This window comes from Asticcacaulis sp. P2_B1 (genome assembly GCF_056404915.1).
In genome coordinates, this window is sequence record NZ_JBFUDD010000004.1 from 201,735 (window position 1) to 224,407 (window position 22,673).

Genomic DNA, 22,673 nt, shown 5'->3' on the forward strand with positions numbered 1-22,673 from the left:
AATATGAGTGCGGCCCGATCCTTATCACGCCACACCCAATTCACAGCATGGTTTATGGCGCCACGCTCTGCCACATCTGGCGCGCCGGGCCGTCGGGGTCGTTCTCGACGTAACAGTCGACATCGATCAGCATGACCGGGCGGGTCTGCGTATCGTAGCGCGGCCATGCCGGCGCGCCCGGCGCCGAGGGGACGCTGTCGCGGGCGAAGCTGGTCCAGAAGGCGCTGGTATTGGCCGAAGCCTCCTTGACGCCGGGGCCATCTCCTTGCAGACCCGACAGATCGTAATTGAAGAATTTCAGGGCAATTTCGGTGGCGTGGCCGGCCTTCAGGGTAGTTGTCGTGCCGGCGATGGGGAAGTTCGATTCATAGTCGTCGCGATAACGATAGACCGGCGCCGGCTGGGCGGCCTTGCGATCGGCGCAGGTCGCCGTACCATTGCCGAACCAGCGGTCCGAGGCGATGGCGATATAGAGGTCGCTCGCTGAGGCTGAGGGTTTCATTTGCCGGTAGCTCGCGTAGATTCGGTCGGCATCGCCGGCGAATTCCTGGCTCAGACGTGCTTTCAGGGCGGCATCGTTCATGGTGAAGGTGTCGGGCCGGCCCATATTGAAGAAGGTGGCTTCGTCGCGATTGTGCCCGATCAGCAACGGGATATCGGCGGACAGGGGCGCGGCCACCGGGTCGAAGGGATGGACCGGCAGGACCGTGCCGTCGACGACGGGGGCGAAACTGCCCGGTTGTTCGGCGTTCCAATGGGCTTCGTGCAGGCGGCCGTAATCCGGCGTCGTGCCGGTAAAGTGGTCCGACGGCACGATCAGAGGGCCTGCGCCCCGTTCGACCGCCATCTGCATGTCGACAAAGGCTTGGCCGGGGACATCGGCCAACTTGTGGAGCTCCGTTGGGGCGATGCCGAGGCCTTTGAGGACGCGGCGGGCGGTTTCGGTGGCGGCATCACGTGTCATGCGACGCGGCGCGGCGCCGCTTTCGATGCTGCATTTGTGGAACAGGCCGTGGGCCGCCGGCATGGCAAGCAAGGTGCCGGCCTTGAAGCCGCCGCCGGACTCGCCGAAGATCATGACATTGTCCGGGTCGCCGCCGAAGGCCGCGATATTGGCCTTGACCCAGCGCAGGGACGCGACGATGTCGAGCATGCCGTGATTGCCCGAGGCTGCATAGTCTTCACCGCCCAGCTCGCCAAGGTAGAGATAGCCGAGCAGACCCAGGCGATGATTGCTGGCGACGACGACGACATCGTAGGTGGCCGCCAGGCGCGAACCGTCCTGGGCCGTCGAGCCGGCCGAACCGCTCGAATAACCGCCGCCATGGCAATAGACCATGACCGGGCGTTTCTTGCCGTCGACCGCCGGGGTCCAGACATTGAGAAAGAGGCAGTCCTCGGCATAGGCGGGTTCGTTCTCGCCATAGGTCGATTTGGGCTTTTGCAGCGACGGGGCGCCGAGGTTGGTGGCGTCGCGAACGCCCGTCCACGGCTGGACCGGCGGGGCTTCCTTGAAGCGGTTGGCGCCGGAGACCGAGCCGCCATAGGGGATTCCCTTGAACGACAGGGCACCGCGGCTGGTTCCGCCCTTGAGCTTGCCATCGGCTATTTCGACCTCGACGAAGGGCTCTATTGTTAGAGTCGATTTTGAAACGTCAGCGCGGGTAATGCCGGCGAGGCCGAAAGCCCCCGCCGCCGCGATACCGGATTGCAGCAAACGCCGGCGATTGAATGTGACCATGGTAGCCTCCCACATTGCCGCGGTTATCTTGATGTAACCACTGGACCGAGGGCAGTCTGCACCGGATTAACACGGCGAGCCACAGCCAATTTCAGATTTCGTCATCCAGGCCGTCGCGCGGCGGGTTGCAGGCCTTTTTCAGAAAGTCGGTCATCTCGGCGTAACCGTTGTCGCGGTCTGTCACCGTCAACTGGCCGCGGCGTTCGAAGCCGGTATAGATATCATGCGCTTCCTGCCAGGCACCGCACGCCTTGGCGTAGTCGCCGGCATTGTAGAAATTGCCGCCACGGGTCACCAGGGCGGCCGACATGCTGCGCAGGGCGCCCGGCGTATTGCCGGCGCGTTCGACCATCAGACGGTGGGCCGCCAGGACGGAATCGCTGACCTTTTCGGACGGGGCGTATTGCTTCTGGTCGGTGAGGACCTGGGCATAGACCTCGCCGCTCAGGGCCAGCATCTGCAAGGCGCCATTGTCGTTGAGGTCGCGCTGATGCCACGCTTGCGCCATATCAAAGGCTTCGGAGATGGCCGCCCTGGCTTCGGCGTCGCGGTGGTTGGTACGGTGGACGACGGCGCTGTACCACAGGGAGGCGATGAGTTTGCGCACCAGTTTCGGACTACCAGGCTGAGCCTTGAGGAGCTGGCGGTTAACCGCAACGGCGTTCGCCAGGGCCGCCTTGGCTTCCGGCTCCTGCTTCATCTTGTGATAGCTTTCGCCAAGCAGGCGCAGGTTGGAACTGCGGCTCATCAGGACATCGGTGTTGGCTTGCAGATCCGGTTTCAGGCCAGCGTAAAAGGTCTCGGCGCGGACGTGGACGTCGCGGGCGTGAAGATAGTCGTCGTTCCAGCCGTAGCTGTCGCCCTCGGCCTGGATGGCGAGGATATAGGACGCGGCCAGCTTGGCATCGTCAGCGGCGTGCGGTTGCAACAGGGTCTGGGCCTGGATGGCCTGGCGGCGCGCCTCGACGGTTTCGTTATTGTTGTAGAGATTGCTGCCGGACTGTTCGATCAACATGGCGGCGTAGGCGCGGGCGGCCTCGGCATTACCGGGGTTTTCGTCGTGGACGGCCTTCAGCACGGCCTCGCCCTTGGCGAGCAAGGCGTTGGCGTCCTCGTAACGGCCGAGCGAGCTTTCCTGGCCGCCGCCGACGACCTGGGACAGGCGGACAAAGCCCTGGCCGGCCTCGATGCGGACCGCGACGGGGGCGGTCTTGTCGTTGGCCAGGGTGTCGAGATATTGCACGCCGGTGCGCGCCAAAAGCTCGCGCGCCTTGGTGGCGCCCGGTACGGCGCTGACCTCGTCGTAGACGTCGAACAGCAGGGTCTTGGCGATGGCGCGGGTCTGGTCGAAGCGGGCCTCGGCATCGGCGCGCGCCAGCTGGGCGCGGTGGTTGGCGTTGAGAACAAGACCGAAGGCCGCGATCAGGATGACGGCGCCGAGGCCGGCGGCAGCGGTGCTGTAGCGGTGACGGCGGACGAACTTGCCGAAGACATAGCCACGGCCGGCCTTCACCGCGCTGAGCGGATACCCCTTGCGGTAGGCGTCGATATCGCCGGCCAGGGCGTCGGCCGTCGGATAGCGGTCGGCCGGCAGTTGCGCGGTGGCGCGGGTGATGACGGCGCGCAGCTCGGCGCCGGCTTCGGGGGCAAGGCGCTCGAGGATACGGCCGAGCGAATAGATGTCGGCGGCGGTCGTGACCTCGGTGCTGATCAAGCGTTCCGGTGCGGCATAGCCGGGCGTCAGGCTGAGATTGGCGGTCGCCGGCGACAAGGACGCCGCGGTATCGCCGATGGCATCGGCCGGTTTGGCAATGCCGAAGTCTATCAGCTTGACCACGCCGTCATGGGTGACCAGGATGTTGGACGGCGTCAGGTCGCGGTGGACGATCAGGCTGCGGTGGGCGAAGGCGACGGCGCGGCAAATGTCGCCGAACAGGGCCAGACGCCGATCGAGGGACGGTGCATTGGCCTCGGTCCAGGCGAACAGCGGCAGGCCGTCGATCCATTCCATGATGATATAGGGCGCGCCGGTCGTGGTTTCGCCGCCGTCATAAAGCTGGGTGATATTGGCGTGCGACAGCTGGGCCAGGATTTGGCGTTCGCGGCGGAAGCGCTCGATCAGGGACTCCGACAACAGGCCGGCCTTGATGATCTTGATGGCGACGACGTGGGCGAAATCGCCGGTGGCGCGCTCGCCACGATAGACCGAGCCCATGCCGCCACGCCCGATCAGGCCGGTGATGCGATAGGCGCCGATGCGCTCCGGTTCAGCTTCGGGCTCGATATTGTCGGCCKCCGTGCCGGTTTTCAGGTTGATGTCGGAATCGGCTGTCGCCATGGCCAGGAGACGCTTGCGCACGCCGGGCTTGCCGCGCGTGGCGGCGGCGATCCAGGCTGCGCGCTCGGCTTCGGGCACGTCGAGGAGCTCTTCGAAAAGGGCAATGGCCTCACGTTCGGCATCAACACTGGATGTCTTTTCAGGCATGGTCCACCGGATGGGCGATCGCGTCGGCCAGCCAGGCGCGGGCCGCAAGCCAGCGCCGCTTGACCGTGGCTTCGGACAAACCGCTCACCACGGCAATGTCTTCGATCGTCATGCCGCCGAAATAGCGCATCTCCACCAGTTCCATCAGTCCCTCATCTATCGCTTTCAATCTGATTAGCGCGCTTTCGAGGGAATTCAGGTCAAGGCGTTGTGCGCCGTGAACGCGGGTGGTCAGTTCGACCTTGTGGTGGTGGCGTTTGTCGCTGAGCTTGCCGCGGGCATAATCGATCAGGATGTTGCGCATCATGCGCGAGGCCAGGGCGATCAGGTGGGCGCGGTCGCCGAAATCGACGCGTTCGATCTGCATCAGGCGCAACACGGTTTCGTTGATGAGATCACCGGTCGATAAAGAGGAATTATGCTCCCGGCGCAGGCGGGCCGCCGCGATCTGGCTTAGCTCCGGATGGAGACGGCCGATCAACCGGTCGCGCGCGCCGGCATCGCCATCGCGCCACTGCCCCATCAGGACCCGGGTTTCAGGTTCTTCGTACATGGTTACCCCACCGCTTTCAGGCTTGCGACAATTTAGAACACGGTTTTGCGGAATTGTCGAAATCAAACTGAGCCGTTTTGGCACGGCATTGCGCTGAGTGGGATGAAGGACCTCAGAATGCGATCCAGTCAGAAGTGATGATTTTCTAAGGGTTCTGAAGAAAATTGAGCGGAGGTTTCCTTGATGGCACTTCCGGCGACGCAACAGCCTTATCCCAACGGTCATAAAGAATGACCGTTGGGATAAGGCTGTTTAGCTCAAACGGCTAACGTCGCCGCCGATGGTTCCTCGCAACTGGATTAGGTGTCCCCTCGGCGGGCGCTTTGCCTGCAGTCAGCGATGAATGACATAGGCTCATTCGCTGCTGGTATTAATTCATCATGCCGCCGGGGCCACCGCCCCCGCCGCCTTGCCATTGACCACCACCGCCCTGGCCGCCGCCGTCGCGGCCGCCCCATTGGCCGCGCCCGCCCTGCCAGTTGCCATGGTCGCCCTGTTGCTGACCATTCTGACCGGCGGACGGACCGCCCAACAGGTAGACCAGGCCGACAAAGATCGACGGGCCGCCGAAGCCGCGGGTGATGACGCTGTGGACCGTGTCTGAGTCGGCGACCATCTTGAACTTGCCGCTGCGGAACGGATCGTTGACGGTGACGACAGCCGAGGTCTTCAGGTTAAACTGGTGGCGATAGGAAAAATTGCCCATCTGGAACGGCGCGCGGTAACCCTGGCCGGTCAGTTGCTTGCCCGAGCTGAAATAGCTGAACTGAACGCGGTCCTTCATCGTCGCCTGATAGTCGAAGCTGATACGGCCGCTGAGCGAGGTGGCATCGGTCTTGCCGGTGCTGGGCGTTGTCAGCTCGGTCTGGGCCAGGTTGCCATTGAGGCTGAGATTGAGCTTTTGCCCGATCTTGCCATTATAGTTGAACTCCAGGCCATCGGCATGGCCCGAGCCTTCATTGGCCTTGGTCGTCAGGACGACGCCGTTGCCGATAAAGGTGCTGAGTTGGGTGATGACGTCGCGGTTGTCGCGATAATAGCCGCGAATCTGATAGCTGGTCGCACCGCCGTTATATTCGTAACCCAGTTCGTAGCTGTCGGTTTCTTGCGGCTTCAGGTTGGCATTGCCCGCGGTGACGTTCTGCGAGTCGATATAGACGACCGACGGATTGAGGTCCTGGGCCTGGGGGCGCTGCAGACGATGCGAGTAGGAAAAGCGCAGCTTGGCCGTGTCGGTCAGGCTGTAGGCGGCGAAGAAGCTGGGGTTGGCCTTGGTATAGTAGATATGGCCGTGGCTCAGGGTATTGAATTCGTGGGTCGTCAGGTCGAGGGCTTCGACACGCAGGCCGCCCATAACGACCAGCTTGCTGCCGATCGGCGCCTGATAGGTCAGGTAGGCGGCGTTGAGGACCTGCTTATAGGCAAAGTCGCTGTTGAGCGTGGCATTCGAGGTATAGCCGACCGTACCGGTGGCGATATTTTCGAAGTGATTGTCGTCATAGGTCGTCTGCCAGCCGGTCGACAACTGGGCATTGCCGACATTGCGGGCATAGTCGACGCTGAAGACGCCGTTGCGGGTATCGGACTGCGAGGCGGTGATGTAATCCGGCGTGGCGTCGGTGGGCAGGACCAGGGTCGAGATGGTGTGGCTCTTGTTGTCGCCGGCGGCCGAACTGACGCGCAGGTCGACCTTGAGGGTCTCGGCCGGCTGATCGCCCTTGTGGTCCCAGCGGATGTCGGCGGAGTTGTCGTTGCGGACGGATGAACCGTCGACCTTTTGCGTATAGTCGCCGAAGATCGAGCTGTCATAGTTTTCGCTGGAATGATTTTCCGACTCGCGGTGGGCGTAGCCGAACTGGCCGCTGACGCTGTCATTATCGTTGATGGTGTAGTCGATGCCGCCGGTAACCTGGCCGCTGTCATTGCTGCTGTCGGAATCGCTGTCCTGGACGGTATGGCTGGTGCCGCCGCCTGAAAGCGGGTGATCGACGGTGGAATGGCCGCGGCCGTTTCGGACGTCGTGACGGAAGTTCATGGCGCCAGACAATGTCATCTTGCCGGAATTGCGCGCGACCGACAGCGAACCGTTATAGCGGCCTTCCGAGCCGATATTTGCGATGGCAGCGCCCGACGTACCCGGGCGGCGGTTCTTTTTCATGACCAGGTTGATGATGCCGCCGGTGCCTTCGGAGCCGAACTGGGCGCCGGGATTGGTCATGACCTCGACCGAGTCGATGTCGCCCGACGACATGGATTGCAGGGTGGCGGCGCGGTTGTCGCCCTGCATCATGGCCGAGGGCTTGCCGTCGATCATGACCTGGACATTGGAGTTGCCGCGCAGGGTGACGCTGCCGTTCGGATCGACATTGACCGACGGCACCTTGTTGAGGGCGTCGGAAGCGGTACCCGAGGCGCTGTCGATGTTCTGGGTGTTGTCATAGACCTGGCGGTCGATGCGGTTCTGGTTCTTCTTGCCCTGGACGGTGACGGTCGTGGTCGTCTTGTCGTCGCTCGACGTTGTCGAGTCCTGGCTTTGCGTTGTGGAAGTCGTGGTTTGCGTCGTTTGGGTTTGCGCCTGAGTCGTTTGCGGCGTTGTCGTCTGCGCCGTTGTTGTTTGGGCTTGGGCAGCGCCGGCGCCGATCAGGCCCAGCAGCATCAGGCCGTAAATGCCGGTCATGGCCTGAGTGCGGCCGTTAGGAAATTTCATCGTTGTGACTGCCTTAAAGGTAGGACTTGGGAAGGTAGAATTTGGGAAAAACGTAAAACAGGTGCGTGGCGCATTATCCACAGTGGTCAGGCTTAGCAAGAGGCCACGCGGTAGCTCTTGCCCTATTGTCTGAGAATTCGCCCGAGTGCGTCCTTTGCGACGCACGCAGACTCATCTTGACTCTGAGGAAATTTGGGAACAAAAAGAGAACATCTACTTTATTCAGGATGTGAAAACCCCCGCCCGTGTCATGCCCGTCTTGCCTCATACCCCCCTTAACGAACTGCGTGCGCGAATCCGTCGCCTCGAAAGCGACAGCGGACACAGTCATGGCGTTTTGCCGTTCGGTGTGGCCGAAATAGACCACCATCTGCCCGATGGCGGCCTGGCATTGGGCGCGTTGCACGAAATGGCGGGCAGTGGTCAGGGTACGGTCGACGGCGCCGCGGCGGCCCTGTTCGCCGCCGGCATCGCCGCCAGAACGCCGGGTCAGGTGTTGTGGTGCGTGTCGCGGCCCGACCTGTTCGCCCCGGCCCTGACCCAGGCGGGACTGACGCCCGACCGGATTATCTATGTCGAGGCCGGGGACGACGCCGGCGTGCTGGCCTGTTTCGAGGAAGGTTTGCGCCACGGCAGTCTGGGCGCCGTGGTGGCCGAGGTGGCGAAACTGTCGATGACGGCGTCGCGGCGGCTGCAATTGGCGGCGGAAAGCGGGGGGACGCTCGGTTTGGCGGTCCGGCGATGGCGGCGCGAAAAGGACGCGCGCGATTTCGGCGAACCGACCGCCGCGGTGACACGATGGCGGGTCGGCGCCCTGCCCTCCGCGCCCTTGCCGGTGGAGGGTGTCGGGCCGGCAAGATGGAAGTTGGAACTGCTGCGTTGCCGCGGCGGTGAACGTGCAGAATTTCACGTGGAGTACAGATATGAGGGTCACATCGCTCTATTTTCCGACTTGGGCGACGGATCGTTTGCGCCGAAGCGACGCCTCGCTTCCTGACGCGCCCTTGGTCCTGGTCGGGCGCGACGGCAATCGCCGCGTCGTCACTGCCGCCAACGACCTAGCCCTGATGCTGGGGCTGCGCGTCGGCATGCCGCTGGCCAAGGCCCAGGTTCTGGTCCGCGGTCTGGTGGTGCGCGACGCCGAGCCCGAACGCGACGCCGAAGCGCTCGAAAAGCTGGCGGTATGGGCCTTGCGCCACTACGCGCCGATCGCCGCCGCCGATCATCCGGACGGATTGGTCATCGATGTAACCGGCGCCGCCCATCTGCACGGCGGCGAGACGGCCATGCTAGAGGGCATGATCGCCGCCTGTGCCGGTTTCGGGGTAACGGCGCGGGCGGCGATTGCCGCCACCTGGGGTGCGGCCCATGCGGTCGCGCGTTTTACCAAGGGACCGGTGACCATCGTGCCGCCGGGCGGGACCGCCGAGGTTATGGTCGGACTACCTTTGGCGGCGCTGCGACTGCCGGCGGGGACGGTCCATAGTTTGCGGGTGCTGGGTTTCGAACATATCGGTGAGGTGTCGGCGCAGCCGCGGGCGCCACTGACCTTGCGCTATGGGCCGGAGCTGGGCCGGCGCCTTGATCAGGCGTTCGGACGGCTGTCGGAACCGATCGATCCGGTACGTACGCCCGATGTGTGTGAGGTCAGGCGGGTCTTCGCCGAGCCGATCGGAGCGGCGGAAACCATTGCCAAATATACCGGCAAGCTGGTGGTACAGATGTGCGACCTGCTGGAAAGCAAGGGTTTGGGCGCCAAGCGGCTCGACCTGGTATTTTACCGCGTCGACAATCGCATCGAAGCCGTCAGGGTCGGCACGGCACGGCCGGTGCGCGACGTTAAACGCCTGACGCGCCTGCTGTGCGACAAGATCGAGACCGTCGATCCGGGCTTCGGCATCGAAATCATGCGGCTGACCGCCACCCTGGCCGAACCGATCAACCCGAAACAAGCGACATCTTTTGAGAACGACAACAGAGCCGATGTCGGCGACCTAGTCGATATCCTCAGCAACCGGCTGGGTGCCAGCCATGTCTATCGCGTGTCGTCGGTGCAAAGCGATGTGCCGGAACGTTGTGTGCACCATACGGCGCCGGCGCAGGGGGAAAGCGCGCCGTCATGGGTGGCGCACTGGCCCAGGCCGTTGCGGCTGCTCGACCGCCCCGAGCCGATCAGCACCATGAACCTGCTGCCCGACTATCCGCCGAAGCAGTTTGTGTGGCGCGGCGGCCGGCGCAAGGTTATCCGCGCCGACGGCCCCGAGCGTATCTTCGGCGAATGGTGGCGGCGCGATGCTGAAATCAACGCCGTGCGCGACTATTTCCGCGTCGAGGACGATGGCGGCGAGCGCTTCTGGATCTACCGCGCCGGCGACGGAGAGGACCGGACGACAGGGAGTCACGACTGGTTTTTGCACGGCATATTCGCATGAGCTATGCCGAGCTTCAGGTCACGACGCATTTTTCGTTCCTGCGCGGCGCGAGTTCGCCCGACGAGCTGTTCGACCGGGCGCGCGAATTGGAACTGGAGGCGGTCGCCATCACCGACCGCAATTCGCTGGCCGGGATCGTGCGCGCCTTTGCCGCCGCACGGCGGACAGGGGTGCGCCTGGTCGTCGGCTGCCGGCTGGATCTGTTGGATGGCATGTCGATCATGGTCTACCCGACCGACAAGGATGCCTATGCCCGGCTGTGCCGCTTGCTATCGGCCGGCAAGCGCCGCGGCGGCAAGGGCAAGTGTCATCTCGACTGGGCCGATGTCGAGGCGTGGCAGGAGGGCCTGATCGCGGTTTTGGTGCCCGACATGGTGGATGATATGACGGCGCTGCATCTGCGGCGGTTGCGCGACACCTTCGGCGACCGCGCCTATATGGCCTTGAGTTTGCGGCGGCGGCCCAACGACGCCATGCGGCTGCATGAGCTGAATAACCTGGCGGTGCGTATGAAGGTGCCGACGATCGTCACCAATGACGTGCTGTTCCATGTGCCGGATCGCCGCATATTGCAGGACGTCGTCACCTGCATCCGCCATAACTGCACGATCGACGATGCCGGTTTTCGCCGCGAACGCCATGCCGACCGCTATCTCAAGCCGCCGCAGGAGATGCAACGCCTGTTCAAACGCTATCCCGAGGCGGTGGCGCGGACGCTCGACATCGTCGCGCGCTGCCGTTTCGACATGGGCGAACTTCAGTATCAGTATCCGGACGAGCGCAGCCATCCTGGCATTCCGGCGCAGGAGACACTGGAAAAATTCACCTGGCGCGGCGCTGCCGAGCGCTATCCCGCCGGCGTGCCGGACAAGGTGGTCAAGCAGGTCAGGAAGGAACTGGCCCTGATCGACAAACTCAACTACGCCCCCTATTTCCTAACCGTCCACGATATCGTCGCCTATGCGCGCAGCCAGGATATATTGTGCCAGGGCCGCGGTTCGGCGGCCAACAGCGCCGTCTGCTATGTACTCGGGGTCACGGCTGTCGATCCGATGGAGCACGACCTCCTGTTCGAACGCTTCATCTCCGAGAACCGCAACGAACCGCCCGATATCGATGTCGATTTCGAGCACGAACGGCGCGAACAGGTGTTGCAATGGGTGTTCGAAACCTATGGCCGCGACCACGCCGCCCTGTGTTCGACCGTGGTGCAGTACCGCACCAAGGGGGCCTTGCGCGATGTCGGCAAGGTCATGGGGCTGTCGGAAGACCTGATCAAGACGCTCTCGCAGCAGTACCGTCACTGGGCCAGCGATATCGACGACAAGCATCTTGAGGACCTGGGGCTCAATCTCAAGACGCGACGGGTGCGGCTGGCCATTGCGGTGGCGCGGCAATTGTTGGCGGCCAAGACGCCGCGCCACCTGTCGCAACACCCCGGCGGTTTTGTGCTGACGCGCGACCGACTGGACAACATCGTGCCGATCGAGCCGGCGGCCATGGTCGATCGCCAAGTCGTCGAATGGGACAAGGACGATATCGACATTCTGAAATTTATGAAGGTCGATTGCCTGGCGCTTGGCATGCTGACATGCATGAAGCGGTCGTTCGACATGTTACACGATTGCAAGGGCATAGACTGGGACCTAGCCGATATTCCGCAGGGCGACGAACCGACCTATGACATGATCTGCAAGGCCGATACGATCGGGGTTTTCCAGATCGAAAGCCGGGCGCAAATGTCGATGCTCCCACGCTTGAAACCACGCAAATTCTACGACCTGGCGATCGAGGTTGCCATCGTGCGGCCGGGCCCAATCCAGGGTGACATGGTGCATCCCTATCTGCGCCGGCGCGATGGTCTTGAACCCGAAGAATTCCCTAGCGAGGAACTGCGCGAAATTCTCGGGCGTACCCATGGCGTGCCGCTGTTCCAGGAGCACGCCATGAAGGTGGCCGTCCATTGCGCCGGTTTTTCGAACGACGAGGCTGATGACGTTCGCCGTAGTCTGGCGACATTCAAGCGCACCGGCGGGGTGGCCAATTTCCGCGAGCAGATGCTGAACGGCATGGCCAAACGCGGCTATACAGCAGAATTTTCCCAACGTCTGGTCAAACAATTGGAAGGCTTCGGCTCTTACGGATTCCCGGAAAGCCATGCAATTTCATTTGCCCTCATCGCCTACGCTTCCAGTTGGATGAAATGCCACCATCCGGAGATCTTCTGCGCTGCCCTGCTCAATTCCCAGCCCATGGGCTTCTATGCCCCGGCGCAATTGGTGCGCGACGCGCGCAACCACGGTGTTGAGGTCCGGCCTGTCTGCGTCAACCGCTCGGACTGGGATTGCACCCTGGAACATATCGGCAGCGGCCAGTTTGCCGTGCGGCTGGGATTCCGCATGGTCAGCGGTTTTCAGAAAGGCCTAGCCGAGCAGATCATGACGCGGTGCGACCGGCCCTTTACCTCGATCGACGATATGTGGCGGCGCGCCGATGTGCCGATCACCGCCCTGGTCAGATTAGCCGAGGCCGATGCGTTCAATGAGGCCCTGAAAGTGTCGCGCCGCGATGCCTTGTGGAAACTGAAAGGCCTGCGCGACAAGCCCTTGCCCTTGTTCGATGGTTTAAAAGAGGCCGAGGTCATCGAGCCCGCCGTCGCCTTGCGCCGCATGACCGCCGGCCGCGAGGTCGTCGAGGATTACGACCATGTCGGGCTGTCGCTGAAAAACCATCCCATCAGTTTCCTGCGGGCGGACCTGCAGGCGCGCGGCATCAAGACGTGCAAGGACGCCACGGCGCTTCCCGACAAGAGATGGACACAACTGGCCGGCATGGTGCTGGTGCGGCAAAGGCCTGGCACGGCCGCTGGCGTCACCTTTATTACGTTGGAGGACGAGACCGGCACCGCCAATATCGTGGTGTGGGAAAAGATCTACGAGCAGTTCCGCACCATCGTCCTGACCTCGCGCATGATGCTAATTTCAGGACAAATCCAGAGCGCAAGCGGCGTCGTTCACCTGGTAGCGCGCCATATTGCCGACCTGTCGGCGGAACTGGCCAGCGTCGGTGAGCGCGACAGCTTCCCGCTACCGCACAATCGCGGCGACGAATTCTATCACGGCCAACCCGGGCCGGACGATCCGCGCACGCGCGCCAGGCGCCCGGCCTTATTGGAGGACGCTGGCGGCATCCGCATCAAGTCGCGGGATTTTCATTGAGAGTCAGGTGCAATACTGGTCCCATTTGTGTGACGCCGTGTCCCACATGTCGTTCAGAGCCTGATCATAGTCGCGCAACTGCTGCAATTCGTCTTCGCGCGTCGCTTCGTCGAGCCCCTCGTCGGTCCTGACCGTCTTCATGATAGGCCCGAGCAACAACGACGCCTGGAAGCTGTCGGTTTGCAGGGCTTCCAGGGCGGCGCAGGCGGTTTTCAGGTCACCGTCCTCCAAGGCTTGGGTGGCCGTGTCAGCCTCCGCGCTGGCGGCTGACTGATAGTAGAGAAACTGCTCGACGGGATCTCCGTTGCGATCGGCTTGCAGGTCCTGGGCAGTGGCGCCCGTAGCGAATAGGGCGAAGGCGGGCAATGCAGCCGCAAGTCTGGATTTCATCGTGCACCTCCCCGGTATGAGGCGCTTATAGCACAAAAAGAACGTCGTTATAATTACAAACGCCGTAAGGCCCGCGGCGTGTCGCGAGACTTACGGAGAAAAGATCAGACGGCGTCGTCCTCGGCCAGGGTACGAACCAGTTCCATCACCTTGCGGCGGTGCTTGGCGTTGGCGATGCGCGGGAAGGCGTCGGCCAGTTCAATGCCTTCGGCCGTCATCAGGAAGCCGTTCACGGTTTGCTCGGCCTGCGATTCCTTTGTGGTGCCACCAGCCGCAGGATCGCCATAGCCTTCGAAGAAATAGGCCACGGGCACTTTCAGTGTGCGGCCGATTTCGAAAAGTTTCGAAGCGCTGATGCGGTTCGTGCCGCGCTCGTATTTCTGCACCTGCTGGAAGGTCAAGCCGATGGCGTCGGCGAGGTCGCTTTGGCTTAGGTTGAGGAATTTCCGTCTCATCCGCACACGCCCACCTACATGGATGTCGACGGGATTGGTCTCACTGATTACGCTTTTCATGCTACTCACTGCAAACGATTGTTACTTAAGCTTGTATACCACGACCAGGCTTAATCGTTCACTAAAACAACTTTTTGGTGTACACATTATTTTGAAGCGCGTGCGAGAAGAATGAGACGCGATCGGAGGAATTGCGTGAGCGCAGCGGCGTCGCGCGCCCGCATCTGTCGCGCCGAACGCATGCGTTCGTATGGCCACGAGGCAGCCATAACGCAAAAAGCCTCCCGACTGGGAGGCTTTTTGAAGAAATGGCGCACTCGGAGCGATTCGAACGCCCGACCCTCAGATTCGTAGTCTGATGCTCTATCCAGCTGAGCTACGAGTGCATTTCTTTTTCTGTGCCGAAAACAAAGCGGTCCTCAGCAAGGCGCGGACATTTAGTTGACCTCGACAGCAAAGGCAAGCGCTGATCGACACTTTTTCGCCCCGCACTGATGATTTTTTGTTGATCGCCTCTGCGAGACCGCGCTCTAACTGCCTATATATCCGCCGAACCTATGTCCAGGAGTACCGCATGTCCCGACTGTCCGTGAAACTTCTCCCCCTCATGACAGTCATAGCGGTCGTGGCCTCAGGCGCGCAGGCCCGCCCCCACCCCGTCAAGGTTCACCCCATCATCGCCGCCGCCGAACCGCTGGCCGCCCAGGCCGGGATGGACGTGCTGAAACGCGGGGGGACCGCGGCCGACGCCGCCGTGGCCATCCAGGCCATGCTGGGCTTGGTCGAACCCCAAAGCTCGGGCTTGGGCGGCGGCAGCTTCATGCTCTATTACGACGCCCAAACGGGCCAGATCAGCGATTATAATGGCCGCGAAACGGCGCCGGCCGGGGCCACGCCCGACATGTTCATGGGCGACGACGGCGCACCTTTGGCGTTCAGGGATGCCGTTGTGTCCGGCCGCGCCACCGGTGTGCCCGGCGCCATGTTCATGCTGGACCAGGCGCAGAAGGATCATGGCAAACTGCCGTGGAACAGCCTGTTCGATGCGGCCATCGCCCAGGCGGACAACGGTTTCGCTATTACCAGGCGGCTGGGCAATTATCTGCAAAACGTCGACTTTGCCGAAAAGCATACGCCTGACTTTATCGCCTATCTCGGCGACGGCCAGGGCGGGTTTCATCGCACCGGCGACACCATCGTCAACAAGGCTTATGCCGCGACCCTGCGTGCCTTTGCCGCCCGGCGCAGCGACGTCTTCCGCGATGGACCGATCGCCGAAGCCCTGGTCGCCAAGACGCATGAGGCGCCTTTGGGCGGCACCATGACCCTGGCCGACCTGCAGGCCTATAAGGTGAAGGTGACGACCAGCCCCATCTACAAGACCGGCGGCAACTATACGAGCAAGCCTTTATGCGTGCCCTACCACATCTATATCGTCTGCTCGACCAACGCGCCCTCCGGCGGGATCGCCCTGTTGCAGGGCTTGCGCATCGCCGAGGCCCAGCCTCTGGCGGCCTGGGGTGTCCACGACCCGCGGTCGTGGCAGGTATTGATCGAGGCGGAGCGATTGATGTATGCCGACCGCGATCGCTACGAAGGCGATACGCCCGAATTTACGGCCATGGAAAACGGCTATCTCAACAGCAACTATACCTTGTCGCGGTCGGCTCAGATCAAGATCGGCACGGCCAATCCGGCGCCTAAGGCCGGCACGCCGCCACAAAGCGTCAGCCCCGGGGTCGATGCGACGATCGAGCCCGGCGGGACCAGCCATTTCGTCGTCCGTGACAGTTACGGCAACTTCCTCAGCATGACGACGACGGTCGAAAGCTTCTTCGGCACCGGACGTATGGTCGGCGGCTTTTTCCTCAATAACCAGCTGACCGATTTTTCGTTCAGTCCCGTTATGCCCGACGGCCAGCCCGCGGCCAACAGCGTCGCGTCGGGCAAGCACCCGCGGTCATCAATGGCGCCGGTCATCGTTTTCGACAGCTCGGGCAAGACCGTGATCGCTGCCATCGGTTCGCCCGGCGGATCGTCCATCCCTTCTTATAATCTCAAAGTCCTGATCGCCGTGCTGGATTGGCATATGCCCATGCAGGACGCCATCAACCTGCCCAACGTCGTGGCCCGCGGCGACTCGATCCGTATCGAGCAGGGCTTGATGGAGCCGAAGATTTGGGACGGCTTGACAGCCATGGGCTACACCCTGACGCCGATGACCGGTGAAGAGTCGGGACTGAACTCCATCCTGCGCGACAAGGATGGCAGCTTCGGCGGCGGCGCCGACTTGCGCCGTGAAGGCGTCGTGATGAAGGCACATTGATGAGGAATATTGTCGTTCTTACCGGCGCCGGCATATCGGCTGAGTCGGGCGTGCCGACTTTTCGCGCCTCGGACGGGCTGTGGTGCGGCCACCGCGTCGAAGCTGTCGCCACGCCGAAAGGCTTTGCCGCAAATCCGGCCTTGGTCCAGGACTTCTATAATGAGCGGCGGCGCCAGTTGCGGGACGTCGAGCCAAATGCGGCGCATCATGCCCTGGCCCGGTTGGCGGCGGAATGGCCGGGCGATGCCCTGATCGTGACGCAGAATGTCGATGATCTGCATGACCGCGCGCATACGGCGGTTGGGGCAGCGCCTGTGTTGCATATGCATGGCGAGTTGCTGAAGGCCCGCCAAGTGGTCACAGAGGAGGTGCGCGAGTGGTCGACGGATATTCCCGTCGAGTCGGACCTGCGGCCACACATCGTCTGGTTCGGAGAGATGCCGCTGGAGATGGACAGGATCGAACAGGCACTAAGAAAATGTAGCCTGTTTTTGTCGATCGGGACCTCGGGCAACGTCTATCCGGCAGCGGGGTTTGTTTCTGCCGCCAAGCGCGCCGGCGCCCATACGGTCGAGCTTAATCTGGAGCCATCCATGGGGCATAGTCTGTTCGACGAGAAGATATTGGGACCGGCCACGCAGGTCGTGCCGGCGTATGTGGAGCATCTTTTGTCGCAATAATGGCGACAAACTTGATCATTTATGCGACATAATGTACCTTATGGCATCAGGAGATTGTCATGGGCTATGATCGTATCAACACCCGTCTGTCCGGGCCATTGTCGGATTTCGTCGCCCGTATGGTCGGTGAAGACGGATCTTATGAGACGCCAAGCGAATATGTTCGCGATCTGATCCGCCGCGATATGGAAAAGCACGAAGACGAAGCGCAGGCAGCGTTTGAAGCCAAGATTTTGCGCGGCTATCAGGACTATGCCGAGGGACGTTACATCGTCTCGACAGGTAATTTCAAAGACGACATGGCTTTGTATGAAAAGCGAAAAGCCAAAGGCTGGAAATAGTGGCCGGTGATTTTCTGCTGATGGCGGAAGCCTTGGCAAATTTGCAGGATATTGAACGGCATTCACTTCAAACCTGGGGCAAGGACCGGACCGAGCGGTACCTTGCCGATCTTTACGGAACATTGGCCAAGCTGGCGAAAGCACCGGACAGAGACCAAAGTCGTTATGCTCGCAGCGTCCCTTTACGCATGGTCGCAGCGCAGGAACATTTCATAGTTTTCGACGTTATAAATGACGATGTCATCGTCATTACCCTGCTGCATCAGTCAAGCCATGTCGAAAAGCGTCTGGCTTCCCAAAGCAAGCGTTTCAAGGCGGCCTTGGCCGAATTTTCCCGAGGATTGTGACTACGGCTTTAGCGGCAATCGCACTTCGAACGTCGTACCGTCGGCGCCGGAGCTGACCAGGCGGACATCGCCGCCATGTATCTGGGCCAGTTCGCGGGCGATGGCGAGGCCGAGGCCGGAACCGCCCGGCGTGTTGGACGAGGTGAAGGGCTGGAACAGCTTTTCACGCGTCTTTTCGGGGATACCCGGGCCATTGTCGCTGACGATCAGCAGAACCTCCTCCGTCGTCTTGATGGCGGTCAGGGATACCCTGCCGCGCGCCTTGCGATTGGGCTGGAGCTCGATCGCCTGACGGGCATTGCGCATCAGATTGACCAGCAGACGGTGCAGCTGTTCCGGGTCGGCTTCGAGGAAAAAGCCCTTGGCGAGTTTGAGGGTAAAACGCACCGGTTCGGTCGCCTGGGGTGTCAAGCCCAGGCCGGCGTCTTCGGCGGCGGCCTCGGCCAGGTCTTTCAAACGGACGATCTGGATCGCCGGGGCGTGTTCGTCGGACTTGCCGTAGGTCAGGACGTTTTGCGCCAGGGACAGGGCGCGGTCGAGCGCGCGTTCGAGGCGCGGCAGGGCCTTGGCGACGGTCGGATCGGCGGAATTGGCCAGGCGGTCGGACGCCATCTGGGCCGAGGTCAGCATGTTGCGCAGGTCGTGATTGATCTTGCTGACGGCCTGGCCGAGCGCCGCCAACCGCGCGCGCGAACGCAGGGCCTGGCGCACCTCTTCCTGCATCGAGGCCAGTTCGCGTTCGATATGGCCGATTTCGTCAAGGCGGCCGGACGGCTGCGCCACGGCCTGGGCGTCTTCGGGATTGGCCTTGAAGCGGACGATGCCGCGGGTCAGGTTCTGGATCGGGCGGACGATAAAGGCCGACAAGGCGGCGAAAACCAGGATACCGGCGGCAAGCGAGATGCTGAGCGAGACGCGCAGCATGCTGAGGAGGCTGGTCTTGAGATAGGTCTTGAGCGGTTCGGCCGGCACGACGATCTCGATCAGTTGCCCCGAACGCACCTTGGGCTGGGCCTCGAGATGGATCAGCCGGTCGGGACTGCCGAGCAGGGTCTGCCATGGCGCCGCGAGATAGGCGAGGTCACCGCCGATATTCTTGTGCGACTCGCGCATGTCGAGGATCTTGTCGGGGATGACGATATTGGGGTCGGGATCGCGGACGACATAGTCACGATTGCCCTTGTTCTGAATCGCCAGGAAATAGACGCCGGCGCTGTTGAGCAATTTGGGCGCCAGATCGCTGCGCACGGCGTTCTTGGGGGAGGCGTCGATGGCCAGGGAGACGTTCTCCGCCTTGCGTACGCTATCGGTCAGCCAGCGTTCCTGGTCCGAGGCGAGCGACGGCACCAGGATGACGACCTCGACGATCATGACGAAGACGGCGGTGAGGATAAGGAGTTGCCCGGACAGGCTGAGGACGAATTTGCGCGCGGCCGTCAGGCCCAGCATGCCGTATTTCAGCGAGAAGGCGCCAGCGGCACTGAGCGCCCTGGCCAGGCGTTCGGCATAGAAGCCGTCACGCGGCCGCGTCACGCCGCCAACCTTCGGCGTCCCGCCCTTTGCCGGCGTGGCTTTGACAAGCCTGTCGTTCGATTTGCCCTGATCAAACACAGTGTGCTACCGCCATTCCAAATCACCAGTTCCATATATAGTGTAAATATGGCGAAAAGGGTGTAAATATCCCAAACCATTCTGAAATGAAGTTGACAAGGGACGATACGTGGACTATCGACGCCCCTCTTTATGAATTCCGGCGCCTTCGGGGTGCCCCCTAACCTATTCCGGAGCCCACCATGGGAACGAAACGCACCTATCAGCCGAGCCGCCTCGTGCGTAAGCGCCGCCACGGTTACCGCACGCGCATGGCCACCAAGAACGGTCAAAAGATCGTTGCACGCCGCCGCGCCAAGGGCCGCAAGCGTCTGACGGCCTAATCCGGCCGCGCAAGCGACTCAAAATCGATATTTGAGACAAGCCCTTAACTCGTTTAAGGGCTTTTCTTGTATTTACGCCCAGCTTTCCCACATATCCCCCACATGATTCATCTCACCCACCGCGCCGATTTCTTGAAGGCCGCCAAGTCTGCCTACCAGGCGAAGCCCGCCGTGGTGGTGCAGGCACGCGCCCGCGACGATGAGAACGAGACGATCCGGCTGGGTTTTACCGCCACCAAGAAGATCGGCAACGCCGTTGCACGTAACCGCGCCAAGCGCCGGCTGCGCGAGGCGGCGCGCGCCCTGGTGCCGGAACTCGGCCTGCCCGGCCACGACTATGTATTGATCGCCCGCGCCACGACAGGCACCGCGTCATGGCAGGGTTTACTTGACGATGTCAAAGCCGCCCTGATAAGGCTGGCGCGCGCCAAACGCTGACCTTTTTTATGTCCCCTGGAATAAAGACCGTTCGATGAACAACACCGACGACAACAAGAATATGATCTATTTCCTGTTAGCCAGCATGGTCTTGCTGTTCGGCTATCAGTATTTCGTCATGGGGCCCCAACAAAAGAAGGCGGAAGCGGCCCGCGCCGTCGCCGTTGCGGCTGCGTCTTCGTCCTCGGTCGCCGCGGTGGCGGCCGGCCTGCCCGTCGGCAGCACCGGCACACTGACGCGCGAGCAGGCTCTGGCGCGGTCGCCGCGCGTGCCAATCGACACGCCATCATTGAAGGGCAGCATCGCCCTGCGGGGCGGCTTGATCGATGATCTCTACCTAGTCAAATATCACGAGACGGTTGACCCTAAGTCGCCTCCTGTTGAACTGCTACGCCCAGCCTTGGGCGAACATGCATTCTATGTCCTGTCGGGATTTGTCGGCCAGAACCTGCCCAATATGCCGACCGTTGACTCGCTGTGGACCCTAACATCCGGCACTGTGCTCAGCCCCGGCAAGCCGATCGTGCTCAGCTATGATAATGGCGCCGGCCTGCGCTTCCAGCGTACCCTCAGCATCGATGATAATTACATGATAACCGAGGATGACCAGATCGCCAATGCGTCGGGTCAGCCGGCCGTCATTGCGCCGTCGAGCTATGTTATCCGCCATGATATGCCGGTCGAGGCCGGCAAGTCGGCCTATGTTCACGAAGGCAGCATGGCGACGTTGTCGAAATCCATGGCACCTGCCTCGTTGAAGGACTACACCACCCAATCGTACAGCTACAAGGATCTGGCCAAGCCAAAGGGCGCCAAGGCGCTGAACATGCAGCCTTCAGTCGGCGGATGGTTCGGCATTACCGACAAATATTGGATGGCCGCCGTAATCCCGGATCAAAAGCAAGCGGTCAATTTCACCACGAATGCCAACCTGAAGGATAGCAAGCCGACCTTCCAAGCTGGCTATGTCGACCACGGCTTCCGGATAGCGCCCGGCGCCGTGTGGAAGGGTCAGTCGCGTATCTTTGCCGGCGCCAAGCTACACGACAATCTCGACGCCTATCAAAAGTCCGGCATCCCGCGGTTCGGGTGGGCCATGGACTGGGGCACCCTCAACTTTATCACTATCCCCTTCTATCTACTGCTTGCCTGGCTTTATAAGATGCTTGGCAATTTCGGTCTCGCCATCCTGGCCCTGACCGTCATCGTCAAGATCGTCTTCTATCCGTTGGCGCACAAGTCCTACGAATCGATGACGAAAATGAAGCATGTGCAGCAGCATCTGCAGCCGAAGCTGGACGCCATCAAGAAGCGCTATCCGGACGACCAGCAGAAGCAGCAGGAAGCCACCATGGCGCTGTACCAGGAAGAGAAGGTCAATCCGATGGCCGGCCTTTCGGGCTGTTTACCCATGCTGCTGCAGATCCCGGTCTTTATCTGCCTGGTCAAGGTGCTGCAAATGGGCATCGAACTGCGCCACGCGCCGTTCTTCGGCTGGATCACCGACCTGTCGGCGCCGGATCCTTTGACCATTATCAACCTGTTCGGCCTGTTGCCCTTCGATCCGGCCACCGTGCCGATGATCGGCGGCATCCTTTCGGGGCCGCTGCACATCGGTCCGATGGCCATCCTCTACGGCATCAGCATGTGGGCTAGCCAGCAAATGACGCCGATGGTCGGGGTCGACCCGATGCAGAAGAAGATGATGGCCTTCATGCCGTTGATGATGGTGTTCTTCTTCTCGCAACTGGCCATCGGTTTGATGGTCTATTACCTGTGGAACAACATCCTGACCATGTTGCAGCAGTACAGCATCATGCGCCGCCTGAAGGTCGAAAACCCGGTCGATGACCTGATCGCCAAGTTGACGGGCAAGACCGACGACAAGAAGAAGGCCGCGTGACCGACGCTCCCAAAAATGCCAAGCCGGAGCCGCTGAAGGTAGAAGTCACCTATAGCGACGAGCAGCTGGAAGCCGCACGCGTCCTGTTCGCCCGCCCGGTCGCCTTCATGATGGGCGCCGTTTCGGTGGATGGCCTGCCGCCCGGCGACCTGCCCGAAGTCGCCTTTGCCGGCCGCTCCAATGTCGGCAAATCGTCGTTGATCAATGCCCTGGTCGGGCAAAAGCACCTGGCGCGGGCCTCGAACGAGCCCGGCCGGACGCGCGAGGTTAACTTCTTCGTGCTGAATGAGACCCTGCGCCTGGTCGACTTGCCGGGCTATGGCTGGGCGCGCGCCTCGAAGACGACGGTCAAGAAGTTCCAGAACCTGGGCCGCGATTATCTGCGCGGACGCCCGGGCCTGATGCGTTGCTACCTGCTGATCGATGCGCGGCATGGTCTGAAAGACGTCGACAAGGAACCGATGGATGCGCTCGACAAGGCGGCCGTCAGCTACCAGATCGTCCTGACCAAGGCCGACAAGATCAAGCCGGCCGAACTGGCCAAGGTTATCGCCAGCGCCCAGGCGGCTATCCGTAAGCGTCCGGCCGCTCACCCGGTCGTGCTGGCGACGTCTTCGGAAAAAGGTTTCGGCATTCCCGAACTGCGCGCCGAAATCATGCAGGTCACCAACGTTACGCTGTAATTTTACACAGCACATGATAATCTGACGGCTCCTTTAAGCG

18 protein-coding genes and 1 tRNA gene are annotated in these 22,673 nt (G+C 61.8%); 11 read left to right on the top strand and 8 right to left on the bottom strand.

What is annotated here, in order from left to right; translation table 11 throughout:
- Positions 1-52: 52 nt before the first annotated feature.
- The 4 genes from AC1DX3_RS12860 to AC1DX3_RS12875 all read right to left on the bottom strand — a co-directional run bounded on the left by AC1DX3_RS12860 (position 53) and on the right by AC1DX3_RS12875 (position 7,486).
- Positions 53-1,741 carry a carboxylesterase/lipase family protein gene (locus tag AC1DX3_RS12860; RefSeq protein ID WP_476989699.1) on the bottom strand — a complete coding sequence of 563 codons (1,689 nt, stop codon included), beginning with the start codon at positions 1,739-1,741 and terminating at the stop codon, positions 53-55.
- Positions 1,742-1,832: 91 nt separating this feature from the next.
- A complete protein-coding gene (locus AC1DX3_RS12865) occupies positions 1,833-4,226 on the bottom strand; it encodes a serine/threonine-protein kinase (protein ID WP_476989700.1) in 2,394 nt (797 codons plus the stop codon).
- Positions 4,219-4,779, bottom strand: coding sequence for an ECF-type sigma factor (locus AC1DX3_RS12870; RefSeq protein WP_476989701.1), 561 nt, complete (start codon positions 4,777-4,779; stop codon positions 4,219-4,221). The genes AC1DX3_RS12865 and AC1DX3_RS12870 overlap by 8 nt, the downstream gene beginning before the upstream one ends.
- 370 nt (positions 4,780-5,149) lie before the next feature.
- A complete protein-coding gene (locus AC1DX3_RS12875) occupies positions 5,150-7,486 on the bottom strand; it encodes a TonB-dependent receptor plug domain-containing protein (RefSeq protein ID WP_476989702.1) in 2,337 nt (778 codons plus the stop codon).
- Between the two features lie 250 nt (positions 7,487-7,736).
- Between AC1DX3_RS12875 and AC1DX3_RS12880 the strand changes: the two genes are divergently transcribed.
- The 3 genes from AC1DX3_RS12880 to AC1DX3_RS12890 are packed head-to-tail and all read left to right on the top strand — an operon-like array spanning position 7,737 to position 13,136.
- The gene (locus tag AC1DX3_RS12880) at positions 7,737-8,483 is read left to right on the top strand and encodes an ImuA family protein (RefSeq protein ID WP_476989703.1); all 747 of its coding nucleotides are present in this window, start codon (positions 7,737-7,739) and stop codon (positions 8,481-8,483) included.
- On the top strand, positions 8,410-9,918 hold the full coding sequence (locus AC1DX3_RS12885; RefSeq protein ID WP_476989704.1) for a DUF6504 family protein: 1,509 nt from the start codon (positions 8,410-8,412) through the stop codon (positions 9,916-9,918). The genes AC1DX3_RS12880 and AC1DX3_RS12885 overlap by 74 nt, the downstream gene beginning before the upstream one ends.
- Positions 9,915-13,136, top strand: a complete 3,222-nt coding sequence (locus AC1DX3_RS12890) for an error-prone DNA polymerase (RefSeq protein WP_476989705.1) — start codon at positions 9,915-9,917, stop codon at positions 13,134-13,136. The genes AC1DX3_RS12885 and AC1DX3_RS12890 overlap by 4 nt, the downstream gene beginning before the upstream one ends.
- Before the next feature lie 3 nt (positions 13,137-13,139).
- Here AC1DX3_RS12890 and AC1DX3_RS12895 read toward each other — a convergent pair whose 3' ends face one another.
- The 3 genes from AC1DX3_RS12895 to AC1DX3_RS12905 form a co-directional block, all read right to left on the bottom strand.
- Entirely contained in the window at positions 13,140-13,526 is a 387-nt protein-coding gene (locus tag AC1DX3_RS12895) for a hypothetical protein (protein ID WP_476989706.1), read from the bottom strand.
- Between the two features lie 104 nt (positions 13,527-13,630).
- On the bottom strand, positions 13,631-13,981 hold the full coding sequence (locus tag AC1DX3_RS12900) for a helix-turn-helix domain-containing protein (RefSeq protein ID WP_476989707.1): 351 nt from the start codon (positions 13,979-13,981) through the stop codon (positions 13,631-13,633).
- 309 nt (positions 13,982-14,290) lie between these two features.
- Positions 14,291-14,367: transfer RNA gene (locus AC1DX3_RS12905), tRNA-Arg, on the bottom strand.
- Positions 14,368-14,555: 188 nt separating this feature from the next.
- Here AC1DX3_RS12905 and AC1DX3_RS12910 point away from each other — a divergent pair.
- Genes AC1DX3_RS12910 through AC1DX3_RS12925 form a run of 4 tightly spaced genes read left to right on the top strand, consistent with a single transcriptional unit; the run spans position 14,556 to position 17,675 of the window.
- Positions 14,556-16,307 (top strand): gamma-glutamyltransferase family protein, encoded by a 1,752-nt coding sequence (locus AC1DX3_RS12910; protein ID WP_476989708.1) that lies wholly within the window; start codon positions 14,556-14,558, stop codon positions 16,305-16,307.
- Entirely contained in the window at positions 16,307-16,987 is a 681-nt protein-coding gene (locus AC1DX3_RS12915) for an NAD-dependent deacylase (RefSeq protein ID WP_476989709.1), read from the top strand. Before AC1DX3_RS12910 ends, AC1DX3_RS12915 begins: the two co-directional genes overlap by 1 nt.
- Positions 16,988-17,046: 59 nt before the next feature.
- Positions 17,047-17,328: a ribbon-helix-helix domain-containing protein gene (locus tag AC1DX3_RS12920; RefSeq protein WP_476989710.1), complete on the top strand. Its 282-nt coding sequence runs from the start codon at positions 17,047-17,049 to the stop codon at positions 17,326-17,328.
- A complete protein-coding gene (locus AC1DX3_RS12925; RefSeq protein WP_476989711.1) occupies positions 17,328-17,675 on the top strand; it encodes a type II toxin-antitoxin system RelE/ParE family toxin in 348 nt (115 codons plus the stop codon). The genes AC1DX3_RS12920 and AC1DX3_RS12925 overlap by 1 nt, the downstream gene beginning before the upstream one ends.
- Here the strand turns inward: AC1DX3_RS12925 and AC1DX3_RS12930 are convergent, their stop codons facing one another.
- On the bottom strand, positions 17,676-19,286 hold the full coding sequence (locus tag AC1DX3_RS12930; RefSeq protein ID WP_476989712.1) for a sensor histidine kinase: 1,611 nt from the start codon (positions 19,284-19,286) through the stop codon (positions 17,676-17,678).
- Positions 19,287-19,468: 182 nt separating this feature from the next.
- Here AC1DX3_RS12930 and rpmH point away from each other — a divergent pair, with 182 nt between their 5' ends.
- From rpmH to yihA, 4 genes are all read left to right on the top strand, one after another.
- Positions 19,469-19,609 carry a 50S ribosomal protein L34 gene (rpmH, locus tag AC1DX3_RS12935; protein ID WP_018080783.1) on the top strand — a complete coding sequence of 47 codons (141 nt, stop codon included), beginning with the start codon at positions 19,469-19,471 and terminating at the stop codon, positions 19,607-19,609.
- A 102-nt stretch (positions 19,610-19,711) separates the two neighbouring features.
- The gene (rnpA, locus tag AC1DX3_RS12940; RefSeq protein WP_476989713.1) at positions 19,712-20,047 is read left to right on the top strand and encodes a ribonuclease P protein component; all 336 of its coding nucleotides are present in this window, start codon (positions 19,712-19,714) and stop codon (positions 20,045-20,047) included.
- 34 nt (positions 20,048-20,081) lie between these two features.
- The gene (gene yidC / locus AC1DX3_RS12945; RefSeq protein ID WP_476989714.1) at positions 20,082-21,950 is read left to right on the top strand and encodes a membrane protein insertase YidC; all 1,869 of its coding nucleotides are present in this window, start codon (positions 20,082-20,084) and stop codon (positions 21,948-21,950) included.
- A gap of 32 nt (positions 21,951-21,982) precedes the next feature.
- Positions 21,983-22,633 (top strand): ribosome biogenesis GTP-binding protein YihA/YsxC, encoded by a 651-nt coding sequence (yihA, locus tag AC1DX3_RS12950; protein ID WP_476989804.1) that lies wholly within the window; start codon positions 21,983-21,985, stop codon positions 22,631-22,633.
- Positions 22,634-22,673 lie beyond the last annotated feature (40 nt).